The following is a 25619-nucleotide window of genomic DNA, read 5'->3' as shown; positions in this document are numbered from 1 at the left end:
AATCAGAAACATCCGTCTGTTGGGCACACCTCATCTCATCCAATCTTCAATCCTATGAAAACTGTTAATCCTCTTTTCTTCGCCGTACCGCTTGCTCTAGTCGCCACTGTTATATCTAATGCTCCTTCCCAAGCTCAATCCCTCACGTTTGCCAACAAAGTAGAGTCTTATAACGCTGGCTATGCGACGACTTCCGGTGGCAAGGTGACCAAAATTGAAGATGGTCGCGATAATCCTGAAGAAGCGCTGGGAGCATTCACAGCGCCCACTGGAAATGTGTATAGCTCTGGCAATCAAAAGTTTCTTAGTTTAGGGTTAGGCGGTTCTGCGGTGTTTAGCTTTGGCACCTTGTTTCAAAACCAGATTCGTCTATGGGAAACAACCTGGGGCTTTAAATCTAGTCAGGAAGCTTACGACGAGCAGGTCGATGTTTATGTTGGAAATAGCTTAGACAGTTGGAACTTGGTTCAAACAGTCAAGAATATTGCTGATGGAGCCTACAACACCAAAACGGGGACTGTTGTGAACCTGAAGCAGGGAGAGACTTATCAGTTTGTGAAGCTGGTTGATAAATCTGCTAGGGGCAACGATCGCGATGGCTGGGATATTTCAGCGATCGCGGTTGAATCTGCACCCACTTCCGCCGCCGCTGCCCCCGAACCTACCACCATGGCTGGACTTGCGCTTGCGGGCATGGGTATGAGCATTGCGCGTCGCAAAGCAAAAAAGCTGGCTCAATAGTGAATAAAAACAGCTAGATAACACCTACATCAATGGGATCAGCCCTCTGGAGTCCAGAGGGCTTTTCTGTTTTTTCTAGTGGGGTGGGTATTCAAGCAACAAGGTACGATAGCGACTGATCGCGGTCAGGGGAAAATGTTGCAAATACAGGTGATATTTTAGGTAAAAGTGTCCGGGAAATCCGGTTCCGGTGAAGTAGTCTTCGTCCCAGGTACCATCGGGGCGTTGGGTATCTAGCAAATACTGCACGCCTCGTTCGATCTCCGCCATCGCGTAAGTACCAGTCGCGTCGCCTGCGGCTAGCAATCCCGTCAGTGCCCAAGCAGTTTGAGAAGCAGTGCTGTCGCCCCGTCCCATCAACGAGCGATCGCGATAGCTGAAGCAGGTTTCGCCCCAGCCGCCATCGTTGTTTTGACAGGTGACCAGCCAGTTAGCACCGCGCTCAATTTCCCGCCGAGAGCGAGTTGGAGTCATTAAGGACAGGGCAGACAAAACGCCGCTTGTCCCGTAAATATAATTGACTCCCCAACGCCCAAACCAGCCGCCTTCGGGTTCTTGTTCGCGGTGCAGGTAGGCGATCGCGCGATCGATTGCAGATTGGGGCAGCGCCGCCAGACTGTTACCATCCAATCGTCCCGCCATTTCCAACACCCGCGCCGTTACATCCGCCGTATTGGGGTCAATCATGGCTTTTAGATCGCCGTAGGGCACCTGATTCAGCCAGTCGGCATCATTGTTCAAGTCAAAGGCTGCCCAACCGCCACCATTACACTGCATCGTGGAAATCCAGTCAATGCACCGGGCGATTGCTTGCTGCTTGATTTTTTCATTCGGCATTTGCACCGCACTCAGCGCCATCACCACCACCGCCGAGTCATCCACATCAGGATAAAACCGATTGATAAACTCAAATGCCCACCCTCCCGGCTTTCCAGCTTTATTTTTGACGGTCCAGTCGCCATCATCCAAAATCTGGTTATCCAGCAGCCATTGGGCACCTTTCACGAGAGCTGGATGATCGGGCGCGATCCCAGAATCCACCAAAGCACGAATGACCAGCGCCGTATCCCACACGGGCGAAACGCAGGGTTGCATCCAATAACAGTCGTCTGTTTCTATGGCAAAGCGATCGACGGATTGCATCCCCCGCACCACCGCCGGATCATTGGCATCGTAGCCCAGCGCTCTCAATGCCAGTAACGAGTTCAACATGGCGGGAATGATGCCGCCCCAATCGCCCGTCGGTTCTTGCCGTTCCAGCACCCATTTTTCCGCTGCGGCAATGCCTTCCTGACGAAACGGCACGAGATTCAGCGTTTCCCCTAGCTTAAAAGCTTGATCGAGCCACAGAAAGATATCGCTCCAGTCGCCTTTGCTGGGTAGTTCAAACTTGGCATTGATGCGCCCTTCGGCATACAGTTCATCTAAATTGATTGCAGGATCGACGACATACACGGGCTTTCGATCGAACACAATCAGCAAAGGAACAGTGCTGCCCCGCGCCCAACTCGACATTTCGTAAATCGGAAAGCTGTCGGGTAACAGCATCAGCGAGGGGGGAAGAGAGGGTAAGCCGCTCCAGTCGTAGCAGCCGATCAGTGCCAAATGAAACTTGGTGAAAATGCGGGTTTTGCTGATGCCCCCGCGATCGCAGATAAATTTGCGCGCTTTTTGCAATGCCGGATCAGAGGCAGGCACCCCCAATAATCGCATTGCCATATACGCTTCAACACTTGTGCTAAGTTCGCCGCGATCGCCATAAAAAAGCTCCCAACCGCCATGATCGCGCTGTTGTCGTCGCAAATACTGTTCAACCTTGTGTAACGGGCGAGTCCCATCGGTGCCCCAAATTTTATGCAGCAGCACAGTCTCAGATGCCATCGTCACGTTCGACTCTAGCTCCGCCCACCAGTAGCCCTCTGATGCTTGTAGCGATAGCAAATAGTTTTGGCTGCGATCGATCGCCTGATTCAATCTTTCTAGCGATATGCTGGACTGCGAAACTTGATCCTGTGTTTGCATTAACTCACACTCCTCCCCAACGTTGATGTATTGTGCCTTTGTCCGTTGAGTTTGGCAATCGTGCTGATGGGTGAACTAGATTTGGCGATTGCACGGCTGTCTGATGGAGCAGGTGCGGGTTATCAAAACTGCATGGGGCGATCGCGTTGGCTCTAGACTGACTCCAAACTGAGATCGCGCTTCCATCAATCTAACAACCATTCGTCAATACTATTTCTCCGCTAAAAACTCATCGACGGTCAATTCTGATTGACGAATTAAAGCGCGAAGTAACCTAGGCGCTAACTCACGGCGATCGCTAGCCACAGTTTATTTTCAATCTCCTGCTGTACATTTGGGGTTAAAGTTGCGATCGTGCTTCAGGCAATCCACTCACCGTTCATCGGCATTGTAATCCTAACGTTGGTGCGAATTACGCAACTTTGGGGAGAACTTCGACACGGACAGACATACCGACCTGGTTGAGCAGTGTGATCAATGTATCTACTGAAAACTGCCCAATTTTGCCTTGAGTCAGGGCGGTAATTTGGTCGGTGGATTGGTTGAGATGATCAGCAGCTTGAGCGATCGTCCAGTTCTGTTGACGAATATGAGTTTGCAGCACCAACATGAGTTTGGCGCGAATCAGTAAATTCTCGGCTTCTTGATCTGAGAAACCCAGATCAAGAAAGATATTCTCGGCAGCTTGAGTAATCATCGTTTCGGTCATGGTTCAGCATTCTCTTCTAAACGAAGTTGTTGAAGCTGTTGGTAGCGCTTCTGCCCCAGTTCAAGGTTCTTTTTAGCGGTCTTCTGGGTTTTCTTTTGAAAGGCGTGGAGAACGTAAATCGCTTCCTCAAATTTAGCAACATAGAAGACTCGATAGGCATTTTCGGTACGAATCCGAATCTCTTCTACTCCTTTGCCCACAATCGCCATTGGTTTGAAGTCGGGCGGCGACTCACCTTGCTGAATTGCCCACAGCGCAAAACCCACTTCTTTTCGCGCTTCTTCCGGCAAATCTTGGATTTCTTCACGGGCAGCGCCAACCCACCGAATAGGTTTGACCATCATTGCTGTCTATTTTCTAAAGCAGCGATCGGCAACAACAACGTCTCTTCAATCTCCTGCCGCACTTCTCGGCTAACGTAGCAATCGCTACTGAGGCACTGTAGTAGAAGAAGATTCGCATAATAATAATCTGTAATTATCTGATTTTCTTCTTCTGAAAACTTCCATTGAGATATCACACAATACTCGTCTATTATCATTTTCAACTCTGAAAGCTTCTCTTCGGAATTATGATTCCACCATTCCTCAAACTCTTCTTGAACTGCCCAGTATCTAGATAACTCAGAGGAGAAAATGTTGAGTTTTTCTACTAGTTTTTTTTCTGGAAATCTCCTAGAAAATCCCTTAAAATATCGAATATTAAATAAATCGTGAAATGATAAGCCAATTTCAAAGAATATCTCTCTAGGTCTGGAAATCTCCCTACTTGTACAGCACTCAACTATCCAATCAAAATAAGGTGTCAAAGTTATACTGTCTGAAAAAAGCTCGTTCAAGCTACGTTCATAACTGCGATATTGAATATCAGGATTAGTCTTTTTAAGTACGATCCGAAAACAGAGCCTATCAATTAATCTAGCTAAGTTACTCAATTTGATATATATGCTTGAAATAGGATCATCGGATTCATTTACCTTGCTCTGAATCCATTCAAGAAGACTTCTAATGTTGTCACTATTAGAGATTAAAGATTCATTTTTTCCCCTTAATAGCTTGAAGAAAACATCTGCTTCTGGCAACATTCCTACTATTAACAAAAACACCTCGCGCCAGCGTTTATCTGTTAAATGGCTTACTAACTCAGTTAAATTTGAATCTTCCATTGAGGATGGATTGCAGTTAGCAACAATGTATCGGGCAGCAAAATACTCATGAAAGGTTAGGTGTGAGAAGGAATAGATGCTACAGGCACGTTCCACGAATAAACCGTGCTGTGCCTCGATCGATTTCAACACCGCTTCACTGTCTAAATTTAGAGTCTCTTCATCGGTGCTAGCTCCAGGCAAATTTTCAATAAACTCACGGATTTGTTGCTCAAGCTCTTTCTGCTTGAAGAAGTAATTACCTGTTTCAAAAGTGCGCCACGCGATTTGACTCAGCAAATCTTCTTTGCGTTTCAGGGAAAGCTTTTTGTAAATTTGATCGCGCTCAATGTTACGCTTAGTGTCCCATTTCTTCAGCAACACATCTACGCCAGTTTGGTAGAGTTCGGCGCGGTTTGCCGGAAAATCGCCAGAATCCTCAAACACAAGGCAGAGTAAGGTCAGCAAAAGTGGGCTACTTGCTAGGTCACGAATTGGCGGGTTTGCTTTTAACTGTTGTAAAAATCGTTTCGCTTTCACCTCAGCCTGTTTGCAGCGAAACCATTTGCTGGAGACATCGGCAATTTGCTCATCATCGAAATCCGCAACTTCGACTTCGGTAAATTGTTGGAAGGTGTATTCGCGGGCAGCGATACGGCAAGTGATTACGAAGGTATTGCGAGAATAGCGTTCTGAAAACTGCTGGATTTGTCGTAGAACACGGCTGGCATCGGTTTCGCGTACCTCGTCCAAGCCATCCAACAAAACCAGGGCGTGTCCACTGTCCAAAATTTGTTGAGTATTGTGGGATGGTGGCGTTGTTGAGATCGCCGAGATCGCCTGATCAATAAACGTCATTAAATCTGGTTGACCATCGGTTTCAGCGAAGTCTTTGAGGGTGATGAAAAGCGGAACGCGATCGCTTTGAAACGCACCACCGATACATTGAATTGCCAAATGCTTCAGAAAGGTAGTCTTTCCCGCTCCCGGTTTACCGAGAATCATCAATTTGCTGTGTTTCTCAACCGCTTCCAATCCGGGAACCCGCTTCTCTAGGACAGCACCTAGACTAAAGCGCTCAAAATTTTCTGGTGCAATGTCTGGCAACATTTCAGCCAGTTCTCGCCGAGTGCGTCCAGTAATTTTTTCCAGAATGTTGACATGGGTATAAATCTCGCCCAACCCGATCGGCTGGCTCATATCCAGCACCCGCATCGTGCCGCACTTTTCCTGGATGAGTGGACGAATGCGATCGCGAATATTTTGCACAAGGGAATCGAGGTTCGAGAGATTGGATAAACTCTCTGGCTCTAAAACTTGTCCGATTTGCAAATCAAACAAATGACAGAGTTCCTCAAGGTTTTCTACTTTGACTGCTTGACCACTCAAAATTTGATTGAGCGTCGAACGGGAAAATCCAACGTCTTTGGCTACTTCTACTTGTGTCCAGCCGTTACGCTTCATAACTTGTCGGATGGCATCAATACCAGCTTGCGATGCGCGGCGGGACATAGACGACCTAAATTATCGAAAAATCTATTTCTCAGTTTTATCTCATTCAACTCAAACAAGTCAGACAAAACAACGACAACACGCTCAAAAGATTCTGAAGGAGTTGATTTCAAGTAACTCCTGATGAAAAACTCCAACAAGACGAAATGGTTGAAAGTGATCAAGTTTGCTGTAGTGGGTGTTGCCACTTGGCTCAATCCTCATGCAGTTTTGCTGTTGCTGTTGCTCGAACTCTGTTTTCTGATCTTGATTGCATTGCAAGAAGTCGGCAGTCAGCCAAAACCGTTGAGTGAGGCGCAGCAAACGTTTCTGTGGCGGCTATTGCTTCATAGTTTGGGAGCATTGCAAACCGATGAGGCGTGAAGGGCGATCGCGTTAGCTCTAGACTGACTCCAAACTGCGATCGCCCTTCAGCAATTTTCTTGTTTTCTTGCGGATCTGGTTCGCCCACGGGTGAATAGCAAAGTAGCTTAGCCGATCGCGATTAGGAGCTTTTCGGCAACTAGGGCATAATCTGGACAAATGTGGGTTTCATTTTGGTTTAGTCTGTCTAAGTGTGAGTGGTGTTGTGTAGTGAACGGCAAATTGAATGCTGACGTTGTTTGCGATTCCAAAAGGGTTTCGGGGAGAGTTTGATCAAATTCAGCGGAATGCGATTACTAGCTGGACGTTGCTAGAGCCAAAACCTGAAATTATTCTGCTGGGGGATGATGAAGGAACTGCCGAAGTTGCCCAAGAATTTGGGGTCAAATATGTGGCAGAGGTGGAGCGCAATGAATATGGAACCCCCTTGATGAGTTCCCTGTTTGAAATTGCTCAACGAGTGGGCACCGGATCGCTGTTTGCTTATGTCAATGCAGATATTATCTTGCTGAATGACTTTATGGAAACTATTCAGCAGGTTCCATTCGAGCGATTTATGCTAACTGGGCAACGCTGGAATCTAGATTTTGATGAAGCGATCGCGCCCCATCCTGGCTGGGCAGAGCAGCTACGGCATCGCGCCATGACCCTGGGTCGATTAGAAGGCTCCCAGGCGATGGATTACTTTGTGTTTACACCCAATACTTACATGGATATTCCCCCTTTTGCCATTGGGCGCTTGTGTTGGGATAATTGGATGCTTTACAAAGCCTTGAATCTCAACATCCCTTTAATAGACGCAACTCAATCCATTGTGGCGGTGCATCAAAATCACGATTACAATCATCATCCCGATGGAAAAAAAGGGGTATTTTTAGGAGAGGAAGCCCAGCATAATTTGCAGCTATTAGGCGGCAACCACTATACCTACTTCATGTTAGATTTGGCAGACTGGCAAATCACCCCCCAAGGATTGCAGAAACCTTTGTTGAGTTGGAAGCGTCTCGATCGCAGGCTGGATATGCTGTCTTTGGCGCGTCCAAAATTTAGATTAGTGTATACAACGCTGCTGAGTCTTCTACGTTCTGGGGATCAATTGAGTGCGGTTCCTCCAAAACTGTTGGGAATTCCTGCTAGAATCGTCTCCAGATTGAAAGGATTAAGGCGAAGTAAACCTTCATCTCTTGAGTAAGTTGCAGTGAGGAGTGTGGGATAAGTGGCGGAGAAGCGTATCGTTTCCGTAGTGGGTCTGGGTAAACTGGGTGTGCCAATGGTTGCTTGCCTTGCTGAAAAAGGCTTTACCGTTATTGGTGTAGATGTAAATCAAGTCGCAATTGACCAGGTTAATGCAGGAAAAGCTCCGGTGCAGGAGCCGGGTTTAGACGAAATGCTTTATCGAAATCGCGAGCATATTCGAGCAACTGCTGATTATGCTGAGGCGATCGCCCAGTCAGACGTAACTTTTATCATTGTGCCAACTCCAAGCGATGCCGAGGGTGGTTTCTCGCTGAAATATATTCATGCAGTGCTTGACCCAATTGGCAAAAGTATTCGGGATAAAAACACTTTTCACCTGGTTGTCATTACCAGCACCGTCATGCCGGGGGCGACGGAGAGCGAAATCAAGGCGGCGTTAGAAGCGGCTTCTGGTAAAACCTGTGGTGAAGGGTTTGGGCTTTGCTATAGCCCTGAGTTTATCGCGTTAGGAAATGTCATCTATGACATGCTCAATCCAGATTTCATTTTGATTGGTGAATCTGATCCGAAATCTGGCGCAATGCTAGAAGAAATTTATTTGCAGATGAGTAATGGCAACCCACCCGTTTCTCACATGAACTTGGTGAATGCAGAACTGGCGAAAATCTCGGTTAATACCTTTGTCACCACCAAGATTTCCTATGCCAACATGCTCAGTGAGATTTGCGAACGGATTCCTGGCGCAGATGTAGATGTGGTCACCAATGCGATCGGTCAAGATTCTCGCATTGGCAGAAAATATCTCAAGGGTGCAACGGGATACGGCGGTCCTTGCTTCCCGCGTGACAACGTGGCTTTTGCATTCATGGCACATTCTGTGGGGGCAAACCCTGCGATCGCCACGGCAACCGATGAGATCAACCGCAACCAAGCGGCGCGCCTAGCAAGCCATTTATTGCCCAAACTTACTCCAAACTCCAAAGTGGGTATTCTGGGGCTTTCCTATAAACCCGACACTAATGTGATTGAGCGATCGCAAGGTTTAGCGCTGGCAAAAGAGCTACTGTCCCAAGGATTTGCAGTGATTTTGTATGATCCATTAGCATTAGAAAACGTCCAGCAACTCTTAGGAACTCAGCCAGAGTATGCTGATTCTGCGAAGGATTGCGTTCAACGAGCAGATGCGGTTGTCATCACCACGTCTTCCAAAGAGTTTAAAACGCTTGTGCCAGAGGATTTTATATCGACTAATAGTTCAACTAAGCGTAAGCTACTGTTGGACTGTTGGCGGGTTTTAGATCGCAGCCAGTTTTCTCAAGTGTGCGAATACCTGGCGCTTGGAGTCGGCTCAACAACTGTTTAATCAAAATTGTGAGTGTAGTGAGGAGTGCCCAACATGATCGTAGTCTGTGGTGCGGGTGGTTTTATTGGTGGACATTTAGTTCAAGCTTTACTGAAGCAGGGCGATCGCCCGGTTCGAGCCGTTGATATTAAACCCTTAGAGGAGTGGTATCAAGTTTCTGCTGAAGCCGATAACTTGCAGCTTGATTTATCCGAAAAAGTTGCCTGTGAACGGGCGCTTTACGGAGCTAGTGAAGTTTATAACTTGGCAGCTGACATGGGTGGCATGGGGTTTATCGAGAACAACAAAGCCCTCTGTATGTTGACCGTTTTGATCAACACCCATCTGCTGATGGCAGCCCAAAAATTTGGGGTTAAGCGGTTTTTCTTCTCATCTTCCGCTTGCATTTATCCTGCCTATCGTCAAACCACGCCCGACGTGGTGGCATTAAAAGAGTCCGATGCCTATCCCGCTATGCCCGAAGATGGCTATGGCTGGGAAAAGCTGTTTAGTGAGCGCATGTGTCGGCACTATACTGAAGACTTTGGACTGATCACCCGCATCGCCCGCTATCATAATGTCTACGGACCCGACGGCACCTATGATGGCGGTCGTGAAAAGGCTCCTGCTGCGATTTGCCGCAAGGTGATTCAAGCAAAACTGTCTGGAACCCATGAAATTGAGATTTGGGGTGATGGCAACCAAACGCGCAGTTTCATGTACATTGACGACTGTGTAAAAGGAACGCTCGATATTATGGCAAGCGCGATCGCTGAGCCACTTAATTTAGGCAGTAGCCAATTAGTCACCATCAATCAATTGGTTGACATTGTAGAAGATATCGCTCAAATCAAGCTTAAACGCCGCTATAACCTCGCCGCACCGAAAGGCGTGAATGGTCGTAATAGCGACAACAGCTTGATTCAAGAACTGCTCGGTTGGCAGCCCGATATCCAGTTGGAAGCCGGTATGGAGCAAACCTTCCGCTGGATTTATGACCAAATGACGAAAAAGCAAGTTCTTGTCAGCACCGTATGAGCAATTCGCCCCCTCTTGTTTCGGTCATCATGCCCTGTTTTAACCAGGGACAATTTATTGACGAAGCAGTAGAAAGCGTAATTGCCCAAACCTATACCCCGGTTGAGATTATCATCATCAACGACGGCTCAACCGATGTTGAAACAGTTCGGCTTCTCAAGCACTATCAGAAGCCGAACGTTTCTGTGATTCACACCGAAAACCAAGGTCCTTCGGCAGCGCGAAACGTAGGAATTCAACAGGCAACAGGACAGTATATTTTGCCGATTGATGCGGACGATCGCATTGCACCCACCTATCTCGAAAAAGCCGTTTCCATTTTAGAGTCGCAGCCGGATGTAGGAATTGTGTATGCTCAAGCGGAACTGTTTGGTGCAGAAACGGGCAGTTTTGATGTACCGCCCTATCAGTTTCCCGACATTTTATTAGGCAATATGATTTTCAATTCCAGCCTTTATCGCAAAGCCGACTGGGAAAAAGTGGGTGGCTACAACGAGAACATGGTGTGGGGCTGGGAAGATTACGACTTTTGGCTTTCTATTCTTGAGCTAGGTAGGGACGTATTTCGGATTCCCGAAGTGCTGTTTATGATCCGAAAAGTGGAGAACTCTAGAAGTAAGCAGATGACCCAAGAGCATTGGATTAAAAGCTATACTCAGATTTTTAAAAACCATCCTCAACTTTACGCTGATCACATTGATATTTTATTTAGAGAGCTTGTTGAACTCAGAGAGAACGTGCATCAAACTCACAGCCGATTGCATATAACCCAAAGTCGTTTAAACACAATTGTTTCAACGGTGCAAAGTAGTAAAACTTGGAAAGTCAGAAAGCGTTGGCTGCAGCTCAAGCAACGGCTCGGAATGAAAGTAGATGTGGGTGATTCACTCCTGTCTTAACTGAATCAGGTTTGTTGACAACTTTTTTATTCATGGGATTTAGAACGGTGCCTTCCGTCATTGCAAGAAAGTTGCGTAAGCTGTATCAGGCTTGGCAAGAGCGAGGAACTCGTGGTTTTTTTCGATTTCTATTTGATCGCACTGTTACTCGCTTTCGTAAGCGACTGACTTATCAACAGTGGATAGCGCGTCAAAAACTGACCCCAACGGATCTGGCAAATGCCGATCTCGAAATGGCGCAGTGGCAACATCGCCCCACTTTTTCGGTGATTATGCCCGTGTATAACGTTGAGGAGGTTTGGCTAACGAAGGCGATCGAGTCAGTGCGAAATCAGATTTATCCGAATTGGGAATTGTGCATTGCCGATGATGCCTCCAGTGCGGCACACATTCAGCCATTGCTGATCCGTTACAGCAAACTTGATCCTCGCATCAAAGTTGTTTTTCGAGCAGAAAACGGCAATATTGTCGCGACTAGCAACGCTGCCCTAGAACTGGCAACAGGTGAGTACTTGGCGCTGTTGGATCATGATGACGAGTTGGCGATCGATGCTTTATTTGAAAATGCCAAGCTGATTAACCAACATCCCGAAGCCGACTTTATTTATAGCGATGAGGACAAGCTGAGTCCTGAAGGCGATCGCCATGACCCGTTTTTCAAGCCAGACTGGTCGCCTGACTATTTTCACTCCTGTATGTATACTTGCCACTTGGGAGTATATCGCAGAAGTTTGGTGTGGGCGATCGGGGGATTTCGCGCAGGATACGACGGCTCTCAGGATTATGACCTGGTGCTGCGTTTGGTAGAACATACCCAGCAGATTTATCACATTCCCAAAATTTTGTATCATTGGCGGGTGATTCCAGAATCCGTGACTTCCAGTTCAGAGGCAAAACCTTGGGCATATGAGGCAGCTAAACGCGCTCTGGAAGATATGCTGATTCGGAGTGACTATCCAGGGCGAGTAGAGCCAGGTTCGCGTGAGGGATTTTATCGGATGCGGCGCGAGATTCAGGGAAATCCGTTGGTCAGCATTGTGATTCCCACTGCGGGAAAGAGGTTGAAAACAGGAGCAAATTACTGTCTGTTAGAGGCTTGTGTTCGCAGCATTCGCGATCGCAGTTCTTATCGCAATATTGAAATGATTGTAGTTGATGGCTATGATGTATCGGACGAAATCATAGGAGCGATCGCAGGGAACGATTTACGCTTTATCCATTGTGCTGATTCTTTCAACTTTGCCCAACGGATCAACTTAGGAGTTGCCCAAGCTAAGGGCGAATTTGTGTTGCTATTAAACGACGACGTGGAAGTTCTTACGCCCGACTGGATCGAATCCATGCTGGAATTTGCCCAACAGCCAGACATTGGAGCCGTTGGAGCGAAGCTATTTTACCCAAACGGCAGCCTACAGCATATCGGCGTGATGGTGTTGGGCGGTAACCCAGGACACGCATTCCATCAAGTTGCAGGCGACCATCCTGGTTACTTTCTGTCCAATCTGGTCAACCGGAATTATTTGGCTGTCACCGCAGCTTGCTTAATGATGCGACGCAGTTTATACAACGAGTTAGGTGGAATGGATGAAGCGTTTCCACTCAACTACAACGATGTGGACTTATGCCTTAAAGCCCATCAAGCAGGCTATCGGCAAGTGGTGACTCCCTACGCGCAACTCATTCATTATGAATCTGCGAGTCGGCAGCCCGGACTCCAACCCAAAGAGTGGCAAACTCTAAACGATAAGTGGCAACCCTACTTTGAGCAGCTAAATTACAACGACCCGTATTACAATCCCAACTTATCTAGAGATGAAGTGATGTTTGAACTTTGATGAAAAAAGCTGCTTCATCCGCAAAAAACAATTTTCTGAAGCGGACATCCATTCAAATTGCAGAAACAAGGGGCTTAAGCCCCTTGTTCACAGAGCTTTTTGATCTTCAAGATTACAGCTTAAATGACGAGCAGCTTAGCTAATCAAGTTCGATAATGCCGACAGGATACCCTTTGCCGGGTTACTTTAAACGCCTAGAGTTGCTTTGAGTTTAGTCAGTGCGGCGGCTTCATTGGCGCTGACTTTGGTTGAGCCTGTGCCAAACAGTCCTTCGCCTGCGGCATTGGCTACGTGTTCAGCAGCAGCATAAATAAATTGTTTATACTCTTCTACTTCGGCTGGGGTTGCCTTTGCAGTGACGATCGCCACCGCTTCATGAATTGCGGTCATGGCGGTATCAATCAAATTATCAGGAGTCATGCCTTCGGGCGCTTTGGGCGAGTTGTTTTTGACGGCTTCTGCTGAAAACACCGATTGCACGATGCTGTTGGTGGGATATTTTTTCGCGGCACCCACGATCTCTTGAGCCAAAGCTCCGGCTTCAATGGCGGTCGAAACGATGCCCATATCTGCGATCGAGACTGCCATGCCTGCTAATGTCACCGCTTTAATTACGGCTGCGGTTTCTTCTGGAGTGTACGAATTCATTGGTTTTCCCTCATTTCAAATTCTACGCAACGCAGCATATCATCTCGGTGAAGAGTATTACAGCATCCGATAGGCACATATCCGTTGTTTTTATCTAGCGGTTCTGTAGACAGACTCTTCGTGCGAAAGTTGGCTAGAGTGAAGACTGCTCGATGATGTCAGTGCTTTTAAGAGGTTTTCCTTTGGCTCGTTTATCATCTCACCGCGCATCTACCCAGCGATTACGCCCTGCTGCTCCCAAGCCAACGCCCACTGGTGATGCGTTGCCAGACAGCATTCAAACCATGCATCCACTGATGCGATTGATTCGCTATGGGCGCAACTATCACGGACAAATTGGTTGGGCGATCGCCTGCTCCATTCTCAACAAAATTTTCGATCTAGCTCCTTCTCTGCTGATTGGTGCCGCCGTGGATGTGGTGGTGCAAAAGCAAAACTCGGTGCTGTCTCGGTTTGGCGTAACGGATCTGTTTAGCCAACTGGTGATTTTATCAGGATTGACCTTGGTAATTTGGGGTCTGGAATCGGCGTTTCAATATGCTTACGATCGCCTCTGGCGCAACCTGGCACAAAGTATTCAGCATGACCTGCGATTGGATGCCTACTCGCATTTGCAAGAATTGGACCTGGCATATTTTGAAGAGCGCAGCACCGGGGCATTGCTATCTATTTTGAATGACGACATCAACCAGCTAGAGCGTTTTTTGGATGGCGGCGCGAATAATCTGCTGCAAGTCACCACCACGGTCATCATCATCAGCACGGTGTTTTTCATTTTGGCTCCCACAGTGGCATGGATGGCGGTGCTGCCGATGCCGTTCATCATTTGGGGTTCGGTGATATTTCAGCGAAAGTTAGCTCCCCGCTATGCCGAAGTGCGCGAGAAAGTCAGCCTATTGAATGGTCGCTTATCCAACAATTTGAGCGGCATCACCACGATTAAAAGTTTTGCCACCGAAGACTATGAAAAAGAACGAGTGCGCTTAGAAAGCCAAGCCTATCGCCGTAGCAACCAACGGGCGATCGCCCTCAGCGCCGCCTTTATTCCCCTAATTCGCCTGGTGGTATTGGTGGGCTTCATTTCCACAATGCTATTTGGCGGCAAAGCCGCGATCGCGGGTCAACTTTCCGTCGGCAGCTACAGCGTCATGGTATACCTGACCCAATCCCTGCTGTGGCCATTGACGCGCCTGGGGGAAACCTTCGACCTCTATCAACGGGCAATGGCATCCACGAATCGGGTCATGAACTTACTGGAAACCCCGATCGCGATTCCTTCGGGACATTTAGAAGTTGGAGAGAAAAGGGAAAAGCAAAAAGGGAAAAGCAGTCAGGATAGAGTCGAACAATCAATCGCGCTGCGAACTCCGAACTCCGAACTCTTCATCTGGGGAGAACTTCAGCTTCACAATGTCACCTTTGCTTACAACCACCGTCCGCCCGTGATTGAACAGTTATCGCTACAAATTCCGGCGGGTAAAACGACGGCGATCGTCGGCTCAACTGGATCGGGAAAAAGTACGCTGGTGAAACTACTGTTGCGCCTGTATGAAATTCAGTCGGGCGTGATTACGTTAGACGGGGTGAATATTCAAGATTTGAAGCTGCGGGAGTTGCGACGGGCGATCGGCTGGGTGAATCAGGATGTTTTTCTATTTCATGGCACGGTCGCCGAAAACATTGCTTATGGCAGCTTTGATGCATCAATGGAGGAGATTGTGGCAGCGGCAGAAATCGCTGAAGCGGAGGAGTTTATTGCTCAACTGCCGGATGGCTACGACACGATTGTGGGAGAACGGGGACAAAAGCTATCGGGTGGACAGCGGCAGCGGTTGGCGATCGCCCGTGCCGTGCTGAAAAATCCGCCGATTCTGATTTTGGATGAAGCCACTTCTGCGGTGGATAACGAAACCGAAGCTGCCATTCAGCGATCTCTGGAACGAATCACCGTCGGACGCACCACCATCGCGATCGCTCATCGCCTCTCCACCGTTCGCAATGCCGACTGCATCTACGTCATGGAACACGGCAAAATCGTTGAGCGCGGACGACACGAGGATTTACTCAATCAACAAGGTGTCTATGCAGGCTTGTGGCAAGTGCAAACAGGCGTGAGAGAAGCAGGCATTACTGAATACAAGTACGCCTCTGAGGGTAAGGAAGTGTCTTGATTGTGAGCCGCTAGGAAACTGAAGCCCGTGATTGAAAGTTGGCATAGCAAGAGTGCATTGAATGAGGGGCGTAGTACAATCTGAACACTTCGACCCTGTTCTTGTTTGCAACGTCTATGGTCAGCCATCATGCGTCCTCCGTTACCTCAGCCATCAGCGTCCCTGTGGCAAACCCTGAATAACTTCACCCTTCTGCGCTACGTTTTGCTGTTTGCCAGCGGGTGGATCACTGTATTACTGATTAATTACTTTCATAGTACGATCGCTCTATTTACCGGTGCCGCTATCTTTGCTGTCCTCTTCAATTATCCGGTGATGTGGCTAACGCGCTACATCCCAAGGGGTTGGGCGATCGCAATTGTTTTCCTCGGCGCGCTTATCCTGCTGGTGGGCTTGATTACAGGCATTGGACTCCAAGTTTTAAGTCAGGGACAAGGTTTAGTGGGCGAGCTTAGAAACGGTCTTAGGCAGCAAGATTTTTTGCCATTCCAAGAGTTTCTGAATCAATTGAATATTAGCAATCTGGTGAATACGTTCCAAGCCGGGTTAGCTAATGGATTAAGCATTGTGCAGAGTGTCTTTTCCAGCGTTTTTATTGGCATTTTTGGGGTGGTGATCAGCCTCTATATGCTGATCGACGGCGGAAAACTGTGGCAGTCTTTTCTCACCCTAATTCCGCACACTTCCCGCGATCGCTTTGATGCCACGTTTCAGCAGAGCTTCCTGGGATTTATTCGCGGACAACTGCTGTTGATGTTGTTTCTATCCACAACAACGCTGCTGATTTATCCATTTTTGGGAGTCAACTATTCTCTAATTCTGGCGATCATCATTGGCATCATTGATGCGATTCCGGGTATCGGCGCGACTCTTGGGGTGATCGTGGTCACGTTTTTAGTGTTTGCCTCTCAGGGGAGCGCGATCGCCCTCAGGGTTCTGGCGGTTTCGATTGTGCTGATTCAAATTCAGGATAACTATATTCGCCCTAAAGTCATGGGAGATGCTCTGGAATTGAATCCGGTCATCCTGTTTCTGGCTCTGTTTATTGGGGAGCGAGTGGCTGGCTTGCTAGGAGTCTTTCTCTCAATTCCAATCGCAGGCATGATTACCCTGTGGATGCAGTCAGCCCCAGAGAAAACCACACCGCTTCTAGAAGAAACTGCGGTTGATCTGACTGAGCCAGATAGGATTGAGCCATCTGAAAAGGTTTGATCTTATAGTTTCTCAGTTGACCAACAACAATTCCTTTTTTTGAGTAGCATAATGACTTCAGGTTTGCTGCTTAACGTGGCTCTCAAGCGGAAATTAGGTCTATGACTCGCCTTACTCGATCCATTCCAGCCTATATTCGGTCTACTATTTTGCCGTCCAAGCCAGCCCAACTGCTGATGAAAACGGGCTTAAAGTGGGACCAAGATAATTGCCCTGGCATGGCAGCGTCCCTCTCGTACTTTGCGTTGTTTTCCCTATTCCCAATGCTGCTAGTTGTTTTGAGCGTGGTGGGTTCCCTGCTGGGTCCGAATACTGAAGCGGTGAAATCGATTCAAGACGGAATCATACAATATTTACCCCCAGAAGTTCACGATCTGATCAAAGGAACGATTGTTTCCCTGAATGAAAATAGTGTGGGAGCGGGTGTTATTGGCTTTGGCTTGCTTTTGTGGGCAGCCAGCGCAGTCTTTGGCATTCTCAGAAGTTCAGTCAACAAAATTTGGCGATCGCCCAGCCGAGTCTCCGAAGCAGGGTCGCCGCTTAAAATGGCGCTTTTCTTTATTGCCAACAAACTTTTTTCATTTGTATTAGTGCTGGGGACTGCCTTATTGCTGCTGGCTTCATTGCTTTCCGACATTGCCATCAAAACCGTCCTTGAACTGACCGCTAACTTTCAGGATCGCTTCAGCTTTATTAAGGTTGACGAACTGCAACTCACTAAATGGCTTCAGTTTGGCTCGTCGTTTTTGATTTTGGCGATCGTCGGCTGCATTTTGTTTAAAATTTTGCCATCTGTCTATGTGGCGTGGGGTGATGTCTGGTTAAGCGCTTTATTCACCACCTCATTGCTAGTGACATTACAGCAATTAGTCAGCAATAGTGTAATCACAATCGGCAGTCATTTTCTCTCCTATGGTGTAATTGGGAGCGTGATGATTCTAATGTTATGGATTTTTCTAACCTTTCAAATCTTTCTCTTTGGCTGTGTCTTATCCTATGTTTATGCCAATCTTTTTGGCAGTCGTCGCAATAGGGAAATAAACAGCTTAGATAGCCTATCTGAATAATTTTAGAAGATACTTTTTGAAGTCACTGACTGTTGAATTGAATGATTACTTGTTGTTTTGCTTAAAGTTTTATCTCAATACCTGAAACGATTTTTTATCTTAGCTATTGACACCTCAAGCCTGATTTAACTCGAGTCAATGCCGATTCGGTCGCAGCCAAATTTTCAGAAATTGCGATGCGTGCTTGAGCCATGGTTGATTTATCAGGAATTTTTTTTACCTTTTCATCCAAGTCTCCGTAGGCTTTTTCTAAATCTTTGTAGGCTTTTTCTAACTCATCCGCTTTTTCCTCTTGCACGTTGTCTTTCGCAGAATTTCTGAATTCCCTGTAAGCGGCACTTACTCGCTCCTCTGCCTGCCTCAAAGCATCTATCGGAGACGTGGGATCATTGGCGACTTGATTGAGAGCGGCGATCGTCCGGTTTAACAATACTAAGTTGCTACACAGTTCGGCTTGTTTTCCCCTAACCGTTCCAATGATGCAGCCTGTCATTAAAACCAGTGGTAGTAAAGCAAGACCAAAATGAAACCGTTTCATGCGTCACTCCTATGCACTAAGCCAATCGCCATGATATCCTGGTTCTCTCTTTAAATTTATTAGTTAAATCCGTTTAGGCTTATTGTTTAGTGCAACCTGAAACGCCCACGCGATAGGTAGCTCCTTGCCGACCACTGATATTCGTATTGATTTGAATTGGTTGCCGAGCAGCGGTTGGAGGCTCTCCGATAATCTGAAATGGAACTCCACCCACTAACCGTAATCCATCTCGTCTAAAGACTTGTTGGGCAGTATTATCACCGAACCTAAAGTTAATGATGACGTTGTAATTTTCGGGCGTTTGTGAGGTGATGGTGGCAATGTAACGAGTAAAGCGGGTGCCAGTGGGAACGACAAAATCGGTATCCCAATTGTTTCTTACTCCTGGAGTAACCCCGGTAGAAGACACAGATTTTCTCACTTCATATCCTGAACCATTCAGAGGACGGAATGCTTGGCAGGTTTCAGCCGCCTTAACCACTGCCTGGGTACTCAATGGAATGCTGGCACCCAGAAATATCATCAAAACTTTAGAAAATAGGTGGTTAGAAATCATAAAAAACCTCGGTTTGTGGAATGGAAATGAGCAGTGAGCCGGAGGGAAAGTGAGACAAACAGAGTACAGCAAATAGCAGATAAAAACACACTAATCTTTCGTTAAGAATTTAGAATCTATTCAGTGGGTTCTCTTCAGGAGGAACGGCAGTAAGGATATTTAGGCAAGCCGATCGCGCACATAAAACACACTACTGTAAGCGCGAGTGCAATCAACAGTGAATTTCTGATTCCTGTGGTTGCGGCATTGAGGTTAATAGATTGCAGGGATGGATAAATTGACGGTGGCAGCTTATTTGCAAATACTGCTCTGATTTCTTCTCTAGAAAACGTTTGCAGCATCTCTTGTAATTGGGCAATGACTTCAATCCGTTGGACTATGGTCAAGGTTTTATCTAGCTTTTCCAAAACGCTATCGACAATACCTTGAGAGGCAAAAAAGACCAGCGTCGTACCCAAGATTCCTCGCCCTAGAGAACTGCCTAAATTCTGGATTGGATTATAAATTCCAGGGCATTGGGGTTTGTCTTCTATGGAAGCAGATGAGAACGTGAGGACGCTCACATAGGACAAAAATAACCCTGAACCCGCGCCCATCATGATTAACCCTGGCATTAATTCAAGCGCGTTGATATTGGGATGCAAGCTACTATAAAGCACACCAATCCCAGCAGCCAGCAAGAAAATACCGCTACAGACAATATATTTCGGTGCGATGCGGCTGCCTAGAATCAGATACTTGACTACTGCAACTAGCACAATGGGCACCGTCAAGTTGTAGGGCATAATTGCGATCGCGGTTCTGAAGGGATTCAGCGACAATGCCAGGGGCACAAACTGAAAGAGGTTGAATTGCACGCCCGTGACGATCAGCGTGTGGAGCATAGCGGCAAGCATTCCAAATATAAATTCTCGCCGACGCAATAGTCCAACTTGGAATAAAGAGGCTCCTGATCGGTTTGCTTGCCATCGTTGCCAGAAGCCGAAGAATCCCAAAAGAATCATGCCTACGGCTACCAATGTGGGTACGATCGAGATTGCAAAGGGTGGGATGATCAAGCCCGCAATTGAAAACTGACGCTTTGGCACCCACCAACCGAATTCTCCCGCTAAACCGATCCCTGCAAAAATAGAACTCAGTCCTAAAAATGAGAGCAGCCCGCCGATCCAATCAATCGGTTGCGGAACAGGAATGGTCAAATTTGGCAGCGATCGCTGGAATCGAAACACCAGAAATAGCACACTCAGGGACGGCAAAAATGCCCAACGCCAGCCAAAATTGAAGGCAATGAAACCGCCCAAGATCCCCCCAGTTAGCCCTCCTAGGATTGAAGCCAAAATCAGTACTAAATTGGTCTGCTCTTCATCTTCGCCGCCGTAAACCATCTCTGCGATCGCCCAAGGGCTGCTAATTAAGGGCGTGGCAGCCAACCCCGTTAACAATGAAAAACTAAGGGCGAGAATGCCAATGGTGGGGCTGAGGGAGGTCAGCGCAATCCCAATGCCATACAGAATCAAGCCAATGCCAAAGATGCGAGTTCGCCCGTAAAAGCGACAAAGGTTTTCGGTGGTGGGCGCAAAGGAGGCAGTGACCAGGGAAAACACAACCAAAATACCTTGGATGGCACCCACGCTTGAATTGAGTTCGCGCACCAGCGGAGACATAATGGCAGGCATGACGCTGACATTGTAAGCAACCATAAACAAGGTAAGGGCAATTGCCCAAAAGCTTTGATGCCTAATTTTGGATGAGATCGTCTCCTTTAAGGTTGCCATTTATATCTGTAAATCCTCTACACCATTTTGATTATGGCTGCTTACATGATCGGTTGATGGGTCTTTAGGTTAAACCGATAGCCATGGGGCAAAATATGTAGCTTGACATCACAGAGCGCGATCGCTTCATCTTTGAGCAATCCATTCAGGTTGTTGTAAGTTGCGCCTGACTCATCCACAACGGTAATAGCACCTTGTCCCACCACCTGAAATTCATCCCCCTTGACAATAATGGCGGTATCTTCATCAATGCCTAGACCTAACACCGCAGGGTTCAGCACCAATGCCGCCAAAAGACGACCGAGGCGACCCCGTTGAGCAAAATGCTGATCTACAACAATGCCGGGTAAAAAGCCCATTCCAGGACCCATTTCGACCGCATCAACACTGGGATTAGAGACTGAAGCCCCGCCGACAATCATTTCATCCGGCATCATCGCCGCACCCGCGCTAGTGCCGCCAATCACGGTTCCTTCCGCATGTCGCTTGTGAATGGCTTTATCCAGCGGCGTTCCTTTAATGGAGTCTACAATCTTTGATTGATCGCCTCCCGTGAAAAAGATGCCAGTTGAATACTCAATCAGGCGAACCGCAGAGTCCTCTTCCGCATCCTCCCGGCTTCTCGTGTCGATCACTTCAACTAAATCTGCGCCCAATCGCTTAAAAATGTTGATGTAATCCTCTCCCACTTCTCTCGGCATACTGGTAGCGGCAGTCATCACCGCAATCCGGGCTTTCCTTCCCCCCGCTAATCGCACAAACTCCCGCAATACAACACACTCACCTTCCCGATCTTCTGCTCCGCCAATAATGACTAAAGCGCCCCGATTACTCTCAGTACTCATCGTGATTATTCCTAAATATACTTGCTGTGACAAACTGCGATCGCGGCTTAGATTGAGCCAGTCGCAGTTTGGGTTGAGTCACTCTCTTGCACGAATACCCCGCATTAAAAAAGGCATTCAGTTGAGCGACTCGCAGGATTCGGCACAAAATCCAATGAGCCGATCATACAATGCCTACCGTCCCTAATAGTCCTTGGTAAACTCGCGGTAACGTTAGCTCAGTAGTTTGGCTTTGGCAAGCTGGAACTCTTCGTCCGTCAGTGCGCCTGCATCTTTAAGCTGCGACAGTTGCGTCAGTTGTGCCAATAGATCCGGTTGGGCGATGGGTGCCGCTGCCACGGGTGCCGCTGCTTGGGCTTGGGTAGCTTGAACATTGGCAAGTTGAGCTTTTAGTTGTTCCATTTCGGCTTGAGCCTGGATTGCGGCTGCCTGTTCGCGCTGCGCCTGCATCGCTTTCTGATTCATTGCGCCGCTGGTTGCATTGCTTGCTGCCGTTGCCGTACTGCTGATTACGGCTGTTCTTGCCACAGTATTTAATAAACCTGGACCGCGCCGACCCCCTCGACCTCTTCTTCCTACCATTTGAGCCTCCTTAAAGTGGGAAAATAATCCCAAAAATGGGTTATGTTGTTGAACCCGCAGACTTACACGATTACCTGAGCCGCGATCGCCGATTCGATCGCACTGCTAGGAATCCGTTCGCTGAGCAGAAGTTGACCCTCTGCCTTCAGCACTGCGTCTCGAAATGTCGTTGCCCAGATATTTTCAAACAGCATCAGGGCAGCGAATGAGTTGTTATCTAAAGATTGAGCGATTTCTTGAACATCAACTTCGGCAATTAGCCCAGAAATATCGGCAATCACTGGATCAAGCAGGCTGTGATCCACATCCTCCATCTCATCAATTTCGGTCATTGTCACGTCACCGCTGGCATTCTTACGAATAAAGAGAATATCGATAATGCGAATTGTTTTATTCTCAACCAGCGCTTTCAATGCCGCCGCAATTTCATCTTTGATGGAGGTGCTCGGAAACTTGATGCACAGCATCTCAACGGGACCTAAGGACATATTGGCTCTCCTGGTTTTGAACTATCGATGAGTCCGAGCGAGTCACTAAAAATCAACGGCATCTCGAATAATGGGGCAAGTCATACAGTGTCCGCCACCGCGTCCGCGACCCAGTTCAGCCCCGACTATGGTGATCACTTCTACACCTTCTTTCCGAAGAGCCGTATTGGTCAGAGTGTTGCGATCGTAGGCAAAAACGACACCGGGCGAGAGGGCAACCATATTGTTCCCGCTATCCCACTGTTGCCGCTCCATGGCATAAGGATTACCCGCCGTTTCCACTATCCGCAGCTTTTTAAAGTTCAGCGCGGAGGCGACGACATCGGTGAAGGGTTCAGTCTCTTTGGTCAACTCGTATCCAGCGGGTTTGTCGCTGGGTCGTAAAGAGAAGGTCACCACTTGATCCATGATTTGGGGAAACAGGCTGACTAGATCGCGATCGCAGAAGGTAAAAACCGTATCTAGGTGCATTGCCGATCGCAGTTTAGGCATAGCAGCAACAATGACTCGTTCTGCGGCTCCTTTGGCAAACAGGGCTACCGCCAGTTGAGTAATGCCCTGGCGAGAGGTGCGCTCACTCATTCCAATCAATACACTGCCGTTGCCGATCGGCATTACGTCCCCACCTTCGATGGTGGCAGACCCGTGGTGCTGGGTTGGATCACCCCACCAGACAGTGACGGCATCTCCAAAGTCTGGATGAAACTTGTAGATCGCCGTGGTGAGCAGAGTTTCTTCGTGACGAGCAGGCCAAAACAGCGGATTTAGGGTCACACCGCCGTAAATCCAGCAGGTGGTGTCACGAGTGTAGAGTGTGTTTGGCAACGGGGGCAGTAGATAGCCCGTCATGCCAAACTCCTCGCGGGAAAGCTTGAGTAGGGCGCTGCCTTGCTCTTCGGGAATATCCATGATCGAAAGTCCCCCAATCATGAATTCTGCCAGCTTCCGAGACGGCAAGCTTTCTAAGAAACCTCGGACATCTTCGAGCAGCCCGACCCCGACTTCATTAGCGGTAATTTGCTGATCGAGCAGCCATTTTTTGGCTTCCGGGTTATCCAGAGTTTCTGCCAGCAGATTGTGCATTTCGACAACATCAACACCGCGATCGCGCATCTTCGTGATGAAATCGAAATGATCGCGCTTGGCATTATCCACCCACATGACATCGTCGAACAGCAGATCGTCGCAGTTGGTGGGAGTTAAGCGAGTATGGGCTAGACCAGGGGCACAGACCATCACTTTTCGCAGGGTGCCAACTTCCGAATGGACACCATAAGGGATGGAATTGGGATCGGTCGCGTGTGCCATAGTTACTCCGTTGGTTAGGGATAAAGTAGTTTTGAGTTCTGGGTTGTGGGTTCTGAGTTCTGAATTAGATTACTTACTCAAAATTAAAAACTCAAAATTGATTAAATAACAATTTGACCCGTCGAAAGTGCATAAAGGGCTGAAAGCGCAGCAATCACAGCCACAGAGAAAATAAATAACTCCCAGGGCTTGAACACTTTTCGGTTTTGCTCCTGACGAGCCATGAAAAACAAAATTGTTCCTGGCGTTAAGATTAGCGCCGACAACAGCAGTTTCTCTAGACCGCCTGCATAAAGCATCAGAATAGAATAAGCGGTGGCGATCGCGCCAATCACCAAATCTCTGGTGCGCGTCCGAGAATCTTGCTCGTAGGTTTCTCTGGTCAACGCGAGTTTCAGCGCAAAAGCAGCAACCAGCAAATAGGGAATCAGAGACAAGGAACTCGCCAATTCCAAGGCAAGGATAAACGCCTGTTGGCTGAATAGAGTCGCAATCAAAAATGCCTGAACCGTAAGATTGGTCATCCACAGCGAGGTCGATGGCACCCCATTGCTGTTTTCCCGGTTTAGGAAGTTCGGCATGAGATTGCTTTTGGCAGCCATGAACGGCACCTCAGCGGCAAACAGAGTCCATGCTAGAAAGGCACCCAGCACCGAAATCAGCAGACCCAGACTAATAAAGATATTGCCCCAGCGCCCCACAACCGACTCAAATAAACCCGCCATCGACGGATTGCGTATGGCTCCTAGCTCCGCCCGTGGCACAATACCGTAGGGCAAGACAGTCACTAAGATCAGCAGACAAAGCACCCCCACGAATCCTAAAACCGTGGCTAAACCAACATCAGAGCGCTTCTCAGCAAAACGAGAGTAAACACTTGCGCCTTCAATGCCGATAAACACAAACACGGTCACCAGCATCGTGTTGCGAACCTGGGTGAATAAAGATTCAACATTATCGCCTTGACCACCCCAAAAATTTGCGGCAAAGACATCGGCTTTGAATGCAAATAGAAGAACGAGAATAAAAATTAGGATCGGGACAATCTTGGTGATCGTGACAATGGTGTTCAGCCCAGCCGCCTGCTTCACACCCCGCAGAATCATAAAGTGAAAAATCCACAGGATGATGGAAGCGACAAAGACCGCCGGAACCGTATTGCCATCTCCAAATATGGGAAAAAACTCACCCAACGTCGATTTGATTAAGACGAAGTAAGAGGTGTTCCCCACGCAGCTACTCGCCCAGAAAGCCAGTGCTGCCAGGAAGCCAATATAGTTACCAAAGCCCTTTTTGGCATAGGCAAAAATGCCCGAATCTAAATCAGGTTTACGTTGCGCCAAGGTTTGGAAGACAAATGCCAGCATCAACATGCCAACCCCGGCAATTACCCAGGCAATCAGCCCACCCACGACCCCGGTTGCTCGACCAAAGGCGGAAGGAATGGTAAAGATCCCTGCGCCCACCATCGAACCAACAACAAGCGCCGTCAGTGCCCCAACGGAAAGGATCTCCTTGTCTGATGCTGCACCATACTCTTGTTCCGGTGCCGTACTATAGTCCTGATCTGATGCCATGCTGTGCTCCTATTGACTGTTGCCATCGGGTCAATCTCATCAGTGCAAAT

Annotated in this window: 24 protein-coding genes and 1 pseudogene; 11 read left to right on the top strand and 14 right to left on the bottom strand. The window is 47.9% G+C overall.

Annotation, left to right across the window (positions count from 1 at the left end; all coding sequences use genetic code 11):
* Nucleotides 1-54: 54 nt before the first annotated feature.
* Entirely contained in the window at nucleotides 55-741 is a 687-nt protein-coding gene (locus AC1S5B_RS08325) for a PEP-CTERM sorting domain-containing protein (RefSeq protein ID WP_482035209.1), read from the top strand.
* A gap of 75 nt (nucleotides 742-816) precedes the next feature.
* Here the strand turns inward: AC1S5B_RS08325 and shc are convergent, their stop codons facing one another.
* The 4 genes from shc to AC1S5B_RS08305 all read right to left on the bottom strand — a co-directional run bounded on the left by shc (nucleotide 817) and on the right by AC1S5B_RS08305 (nucleotide 5726).
* Nucleotides 817-2763 (bottom strand): squalene--hopene cyclase, encoded by a 1947-nt coding sequence (gene shc, locus AC1S5B_RS08320; protein WP_482035208.1) that lies wholly within the window; start codon nucleotides 2761-2763, stop codon nucleotides 817-819.
* 412 nt (nucleotides 2764-3175) lie between these two features.
* Nucleotides 3176-3472: a helix-turn-helix domain-containing protein gene (locus AC1S5B_RS08315; protein WP_482035207.1), complete on the bottom strand. Its 297-nt coding sequence runs from the start codon at nucleotides 3470-3472 to the stop codon at nucleotides 3176-3178.
* Entirely contained in the window at nucleotides 3469-3816 is a 348-nt protein-coding gene (locus tag AC1S5B_RS08310; RefSeq protein ID WP_482035206.1) for a type II toxin-antitoxin system RelE/ParE family toxin, read from the bottom strand. The genes AC1S5B_RS08315 and AC1S5B_RS08310 overlap by 4 nt, the downstream gene beginning before the upstream one ends.
* Nucleotides 3813-5726, bottom strand: coding sequence for an NACHT domain-containing protein (locus AC1S5B_RS08305; protein ID WP_482036608.1), 1914 nt, complete (start codon nucleotides 5724-5726; stop codon nucleotides 3813-3815). The genes AC1S5B_RS08310 and AC1S5B_RS08305 overlap by 4 nt, the downstream gene beginning before the upstream one ends.
* A gap of 51 nt (nucleotides 5727-5777) precedes the next feature.
* Between AC1S5B_RS08305 and AC1S5B_RS08300 the strand changes: the two genes are divergently transcribed.
* A complete protein-coding gene (locus AC1S5B_RS08300; RefSeq protein ID WP_482036625.1) occupies nucleotides 5778-5915 on the top strand; it encodes a hypothetical protein in 138 nt (45 codons plus the stop codon).
* A gap of 18 nt (nucleotides 5916-5933) precedes the next feature.
* Here the strand turns inward: AC1S5B_RS08300 and AC1S5B_RS08295 are convergent.
* Nucleotides 5934-6080, bottom strand: a pseudogene (locus AC1S5B_RS08295) (helix-turn-helix domain-containing protein); the annotation flags it as partial.
* A gap of 171 nt (nucleotides 6081-6251) precedes the next feature.
* Here AC1S5B_RS08295 and AC1S5B_RS08290 point away from each other — a divergent pair.
* The 6 genes from AC1S5B_RS08290 to AC1S5B_RS08265 all read left to right on the top strand — a co-directional run bounded on the left by AC1S5B_RS08290 (nucleotide 6252) and on the right by AC1S5B_RS08265 (nucleotide 12802).
* On the top strand, nucleotides 6252-6491 hold the full coding sequence (locus AC1S5B_RS08290) for a hypothetical protein (protein WP_482035205.1): 240 nt from the start codon (nucleotides 6252-6254) through the stop codon (nucleotides 6489-6491).
* 226 nt (nucleotides 6492-6717) lie between these two features.
* Nucleotides 6718-7683, top strand: a complete 966-nt coding sequence (locus AC1S5B_RS08285; protein ID WP_482035204.1) for a hypothetical protein — start codon at nucleotides 6718-6720, stop codon at nucleotides 7681-7683.
* A gap of 24 nt (nucleotides 7684-7707) precedes the next feature.
* Nucleotides 7708-9051 (top strand): UDP-glucose dehydrogenase family protein, encoded by a 1344-nt coding sequence (locus tag AC1S5B_RS08280; RefSeq protein ID WP_482035203.1) that lies wholly within the window; start codon nucleotides 7708-7710, stop codon nucleotides 9049-9051.
* A gap of 33 nt (nucleotides 9052-9084) precedes the next feature.
* On the top strand, nucleotides 9085-10068 hold the full coding sequence (locus tag AC1S5B_RS08275; protein ID WP_482035202.1) for an NAD-dependent epimerase/dehydratase family protein: 984 nt from the start codon (nucleotides 9085-9087) through the stop codon (nucleotides 10066-10068).
* Nucleotides 10065-10967, top strand: coding sequence for a glycosyltransferase family A protein (locus tag AC1S5B_RS08270; RefSeq protein WP_482035201.1), 903 nt, complete (start codon nucleotides 10065-10067; stop codon nucleotides 10965-10967). The genes AC1S5B_RS08275 and AC1S5B_RS08270 overlap by 4 nt, the downstream gene beginning before the upstream one ends.
* A 32-nt stretch (nucleotides 10968-10999) precedes the next feature.
* Nucleotides 11000-12802 carry a glycosyltransferase family 2 protein gene (locus tag AC1S5B_RS08265; protein WP_482035200.1) on the top strand — a complete coding sequence of 601 codons (1803 nt, stop codon included), beginning with the start codon at nucleotides 11000-11002 and terminating at the stop codon, nucleotides 12800-12802.
* 186 nt (nucleotides 12803-12988) lie between these two features.
* Here AC1S5B_RS08265 and AC1S5B_RS08260 read toward each other — a convergent pair whose 3' ends face one another.
* Nucleotides 12989-13450: a hypothetical protein gene (locus AC1S5B_RS08260; RefSeq protein WP_482035199.1), complete on the bottom strand. Its 462-nt coding sequence runs from the start codon at nucleotides 13448-13450 to the stop codon at nucleotides 12989-12991.
* A 182-nt stretch (nucleotides 13451-13632) separates the two neighbouring features.
* On the opposite strand from AC1S5B_RS08260, the gene AC1S5B_RS08255 reads away from it, so the two are divergent.
* From AC1S5B_RS08255 to AC1S5B_RS08245, 3 genes are all read left to right on the top strand, one after another.
* Nucleotides 13633-15621 (top strand): ABC transporter ATP-binding protein, encoded by a 1989-nt coding sequence (locus AC1S5B_RS08255; protein ID WP_482035198.1) that lies wholly within the window; start codon nucleotides 13633-13635, stop codon nucleotides 15619-15621.
* Between the two features lie 105 nt (nucleotides 15622-15726).
* Nucleotides 15727-16833 (top strand): AI-2E family transporter, encoded by a 1107-nt coding sequence (locus tag AC1S5B_RS08250; protein ID WP_482035197.1) that lies wholly within the window; start codon nucleotides 15727-15729, stop codon nucleotides 16831-16833.
* A 101-nt stretch (nucleotides 16834-16934) separates the two neighbouring features.
* Entirely contained in the window at nucleotides 16935-17900 is a 966-nt protein-coding gene (locus AC1S5B_RS08245) for a YihY/virulence factor BrkB family protein (protein ID WP_482035196.1), read from the top strand.
* Between the two features lie 103 nt (nucleotides 17901-18003).
* Here AC1S5B_RS08245 and AC1S5B_RS08240 read toward each other — a convergent pair whose 3' ends face one another.
* From AC1S5B_RS08240 to AC1S5B_RS08205, 8 genes are all read right to left on the bottom strand, one after another.
* Nucleotides 18004-18438: a hypothetical protein gene (locus AC1S5B_RS08240; RefSeq protein WP_482035195.1), complete on the bottom strand. Its 435-nt coding sequence runs from the start codon at nucleotides 18436-18438 to the stop codon at nucleotides 18004-18006.
* 79 nt (nucleotides 18439-18517) lie between these two features.
* Nucleotides 18518-18994: a hypothetical protein gene (locus AC1S5B_RS08235; RefSeq protein ID WP_482035194.1), complete on the bottom strand. Its 477-nt coding sequence runs from the start codon at nucleotides 18992-18994 to the stop codon at nucleotides 18518-18520.
* A 134-nt stretch (nucleotides 18995-19128) separates the two neighbouring features.
* Nucleotides 19129-20769: an MFS transporter gene (locus tag AC1S5B_RS08230; protein WP_482035193.1), complete on the bottom strand. Its 1641-nt coding sequence runs from the start codon at nucleotides 20767-20769 to the stop codon at nucleotides 19129-19131.
* A 41-nt stretch (nucleotides 20770-20810) separates the two neighbouring features.
* Complete coding sequence (locus AC1S5B_RS08225) at nucleotides 20811-21614, bottom strand: cyanophycinase (RefSeq protein WP_482035192.1); 804 nt, start codon at nucleotides 21612-21614, stop codon at nucleotides 20811-20813.
* Between the two features lie 213 nt (nucleotides 21615-21827).
* Nucleotides 21828-22196 carry an SHOCT domain-containing protein gene (locus tag AC1S5B_RS08220; RefSeq protein ID WP_482035191.1) on the bottom strand — a complete coding sequence of 123 codons (369 nt, stop codon included), beginning with the start codon at nucleotides 22194-22196 and terminating at the stop codon, nucleotides 21828-21830.
* Nucleotides 22197-22258: 62 nt separating this feature from the next.
* On the bottom strand, nucleotides 22259-22684 hold the full coding sequence (locus AC1S5B_RS08215; protein ID WP_482035190.1) for a DUF6325 family protein: 426 nt from the start codon (nucleotides 22682-22684) through the stop codon (nucleotides 22259-22261).
* 45 nt (nucleotides 22685-22729) lie between these two features.
* A complete protein-coding gene (gene arcA / locus AC1S5B_RS08210) occupies nucleotides 22730-23992 on the bottom strand; it encodes an arginine deiminase (RefSeq protein WP_482035189.1) in 1263 nt (420 codons plus the stop codon).
* A 101-nt stretch (nucleotides 23993-24093) separates the two neighbouring features.
* Complete coding sequence (locus AC1S5B_RS08205) at nucleotides 24094-25569, bottom strand: basic amino acid/polyamine antiporter (RefSeq protein ID WP_482035188.1); 1476 nt, start codon at nucleotides 25567-25569, stop codon at nucleotides 24094-24096.
* Nucleotides 25570-25619: the final 50 nt, after the last annotated feature.

Source organism: Leptolyngbya sp. CALU 1928, from assembly GCF_056784215.1.
Note: the sequence above shows the minus strand (reverse complement) of the source record. Positions and strands in the feature narration are given on the sequence as shown.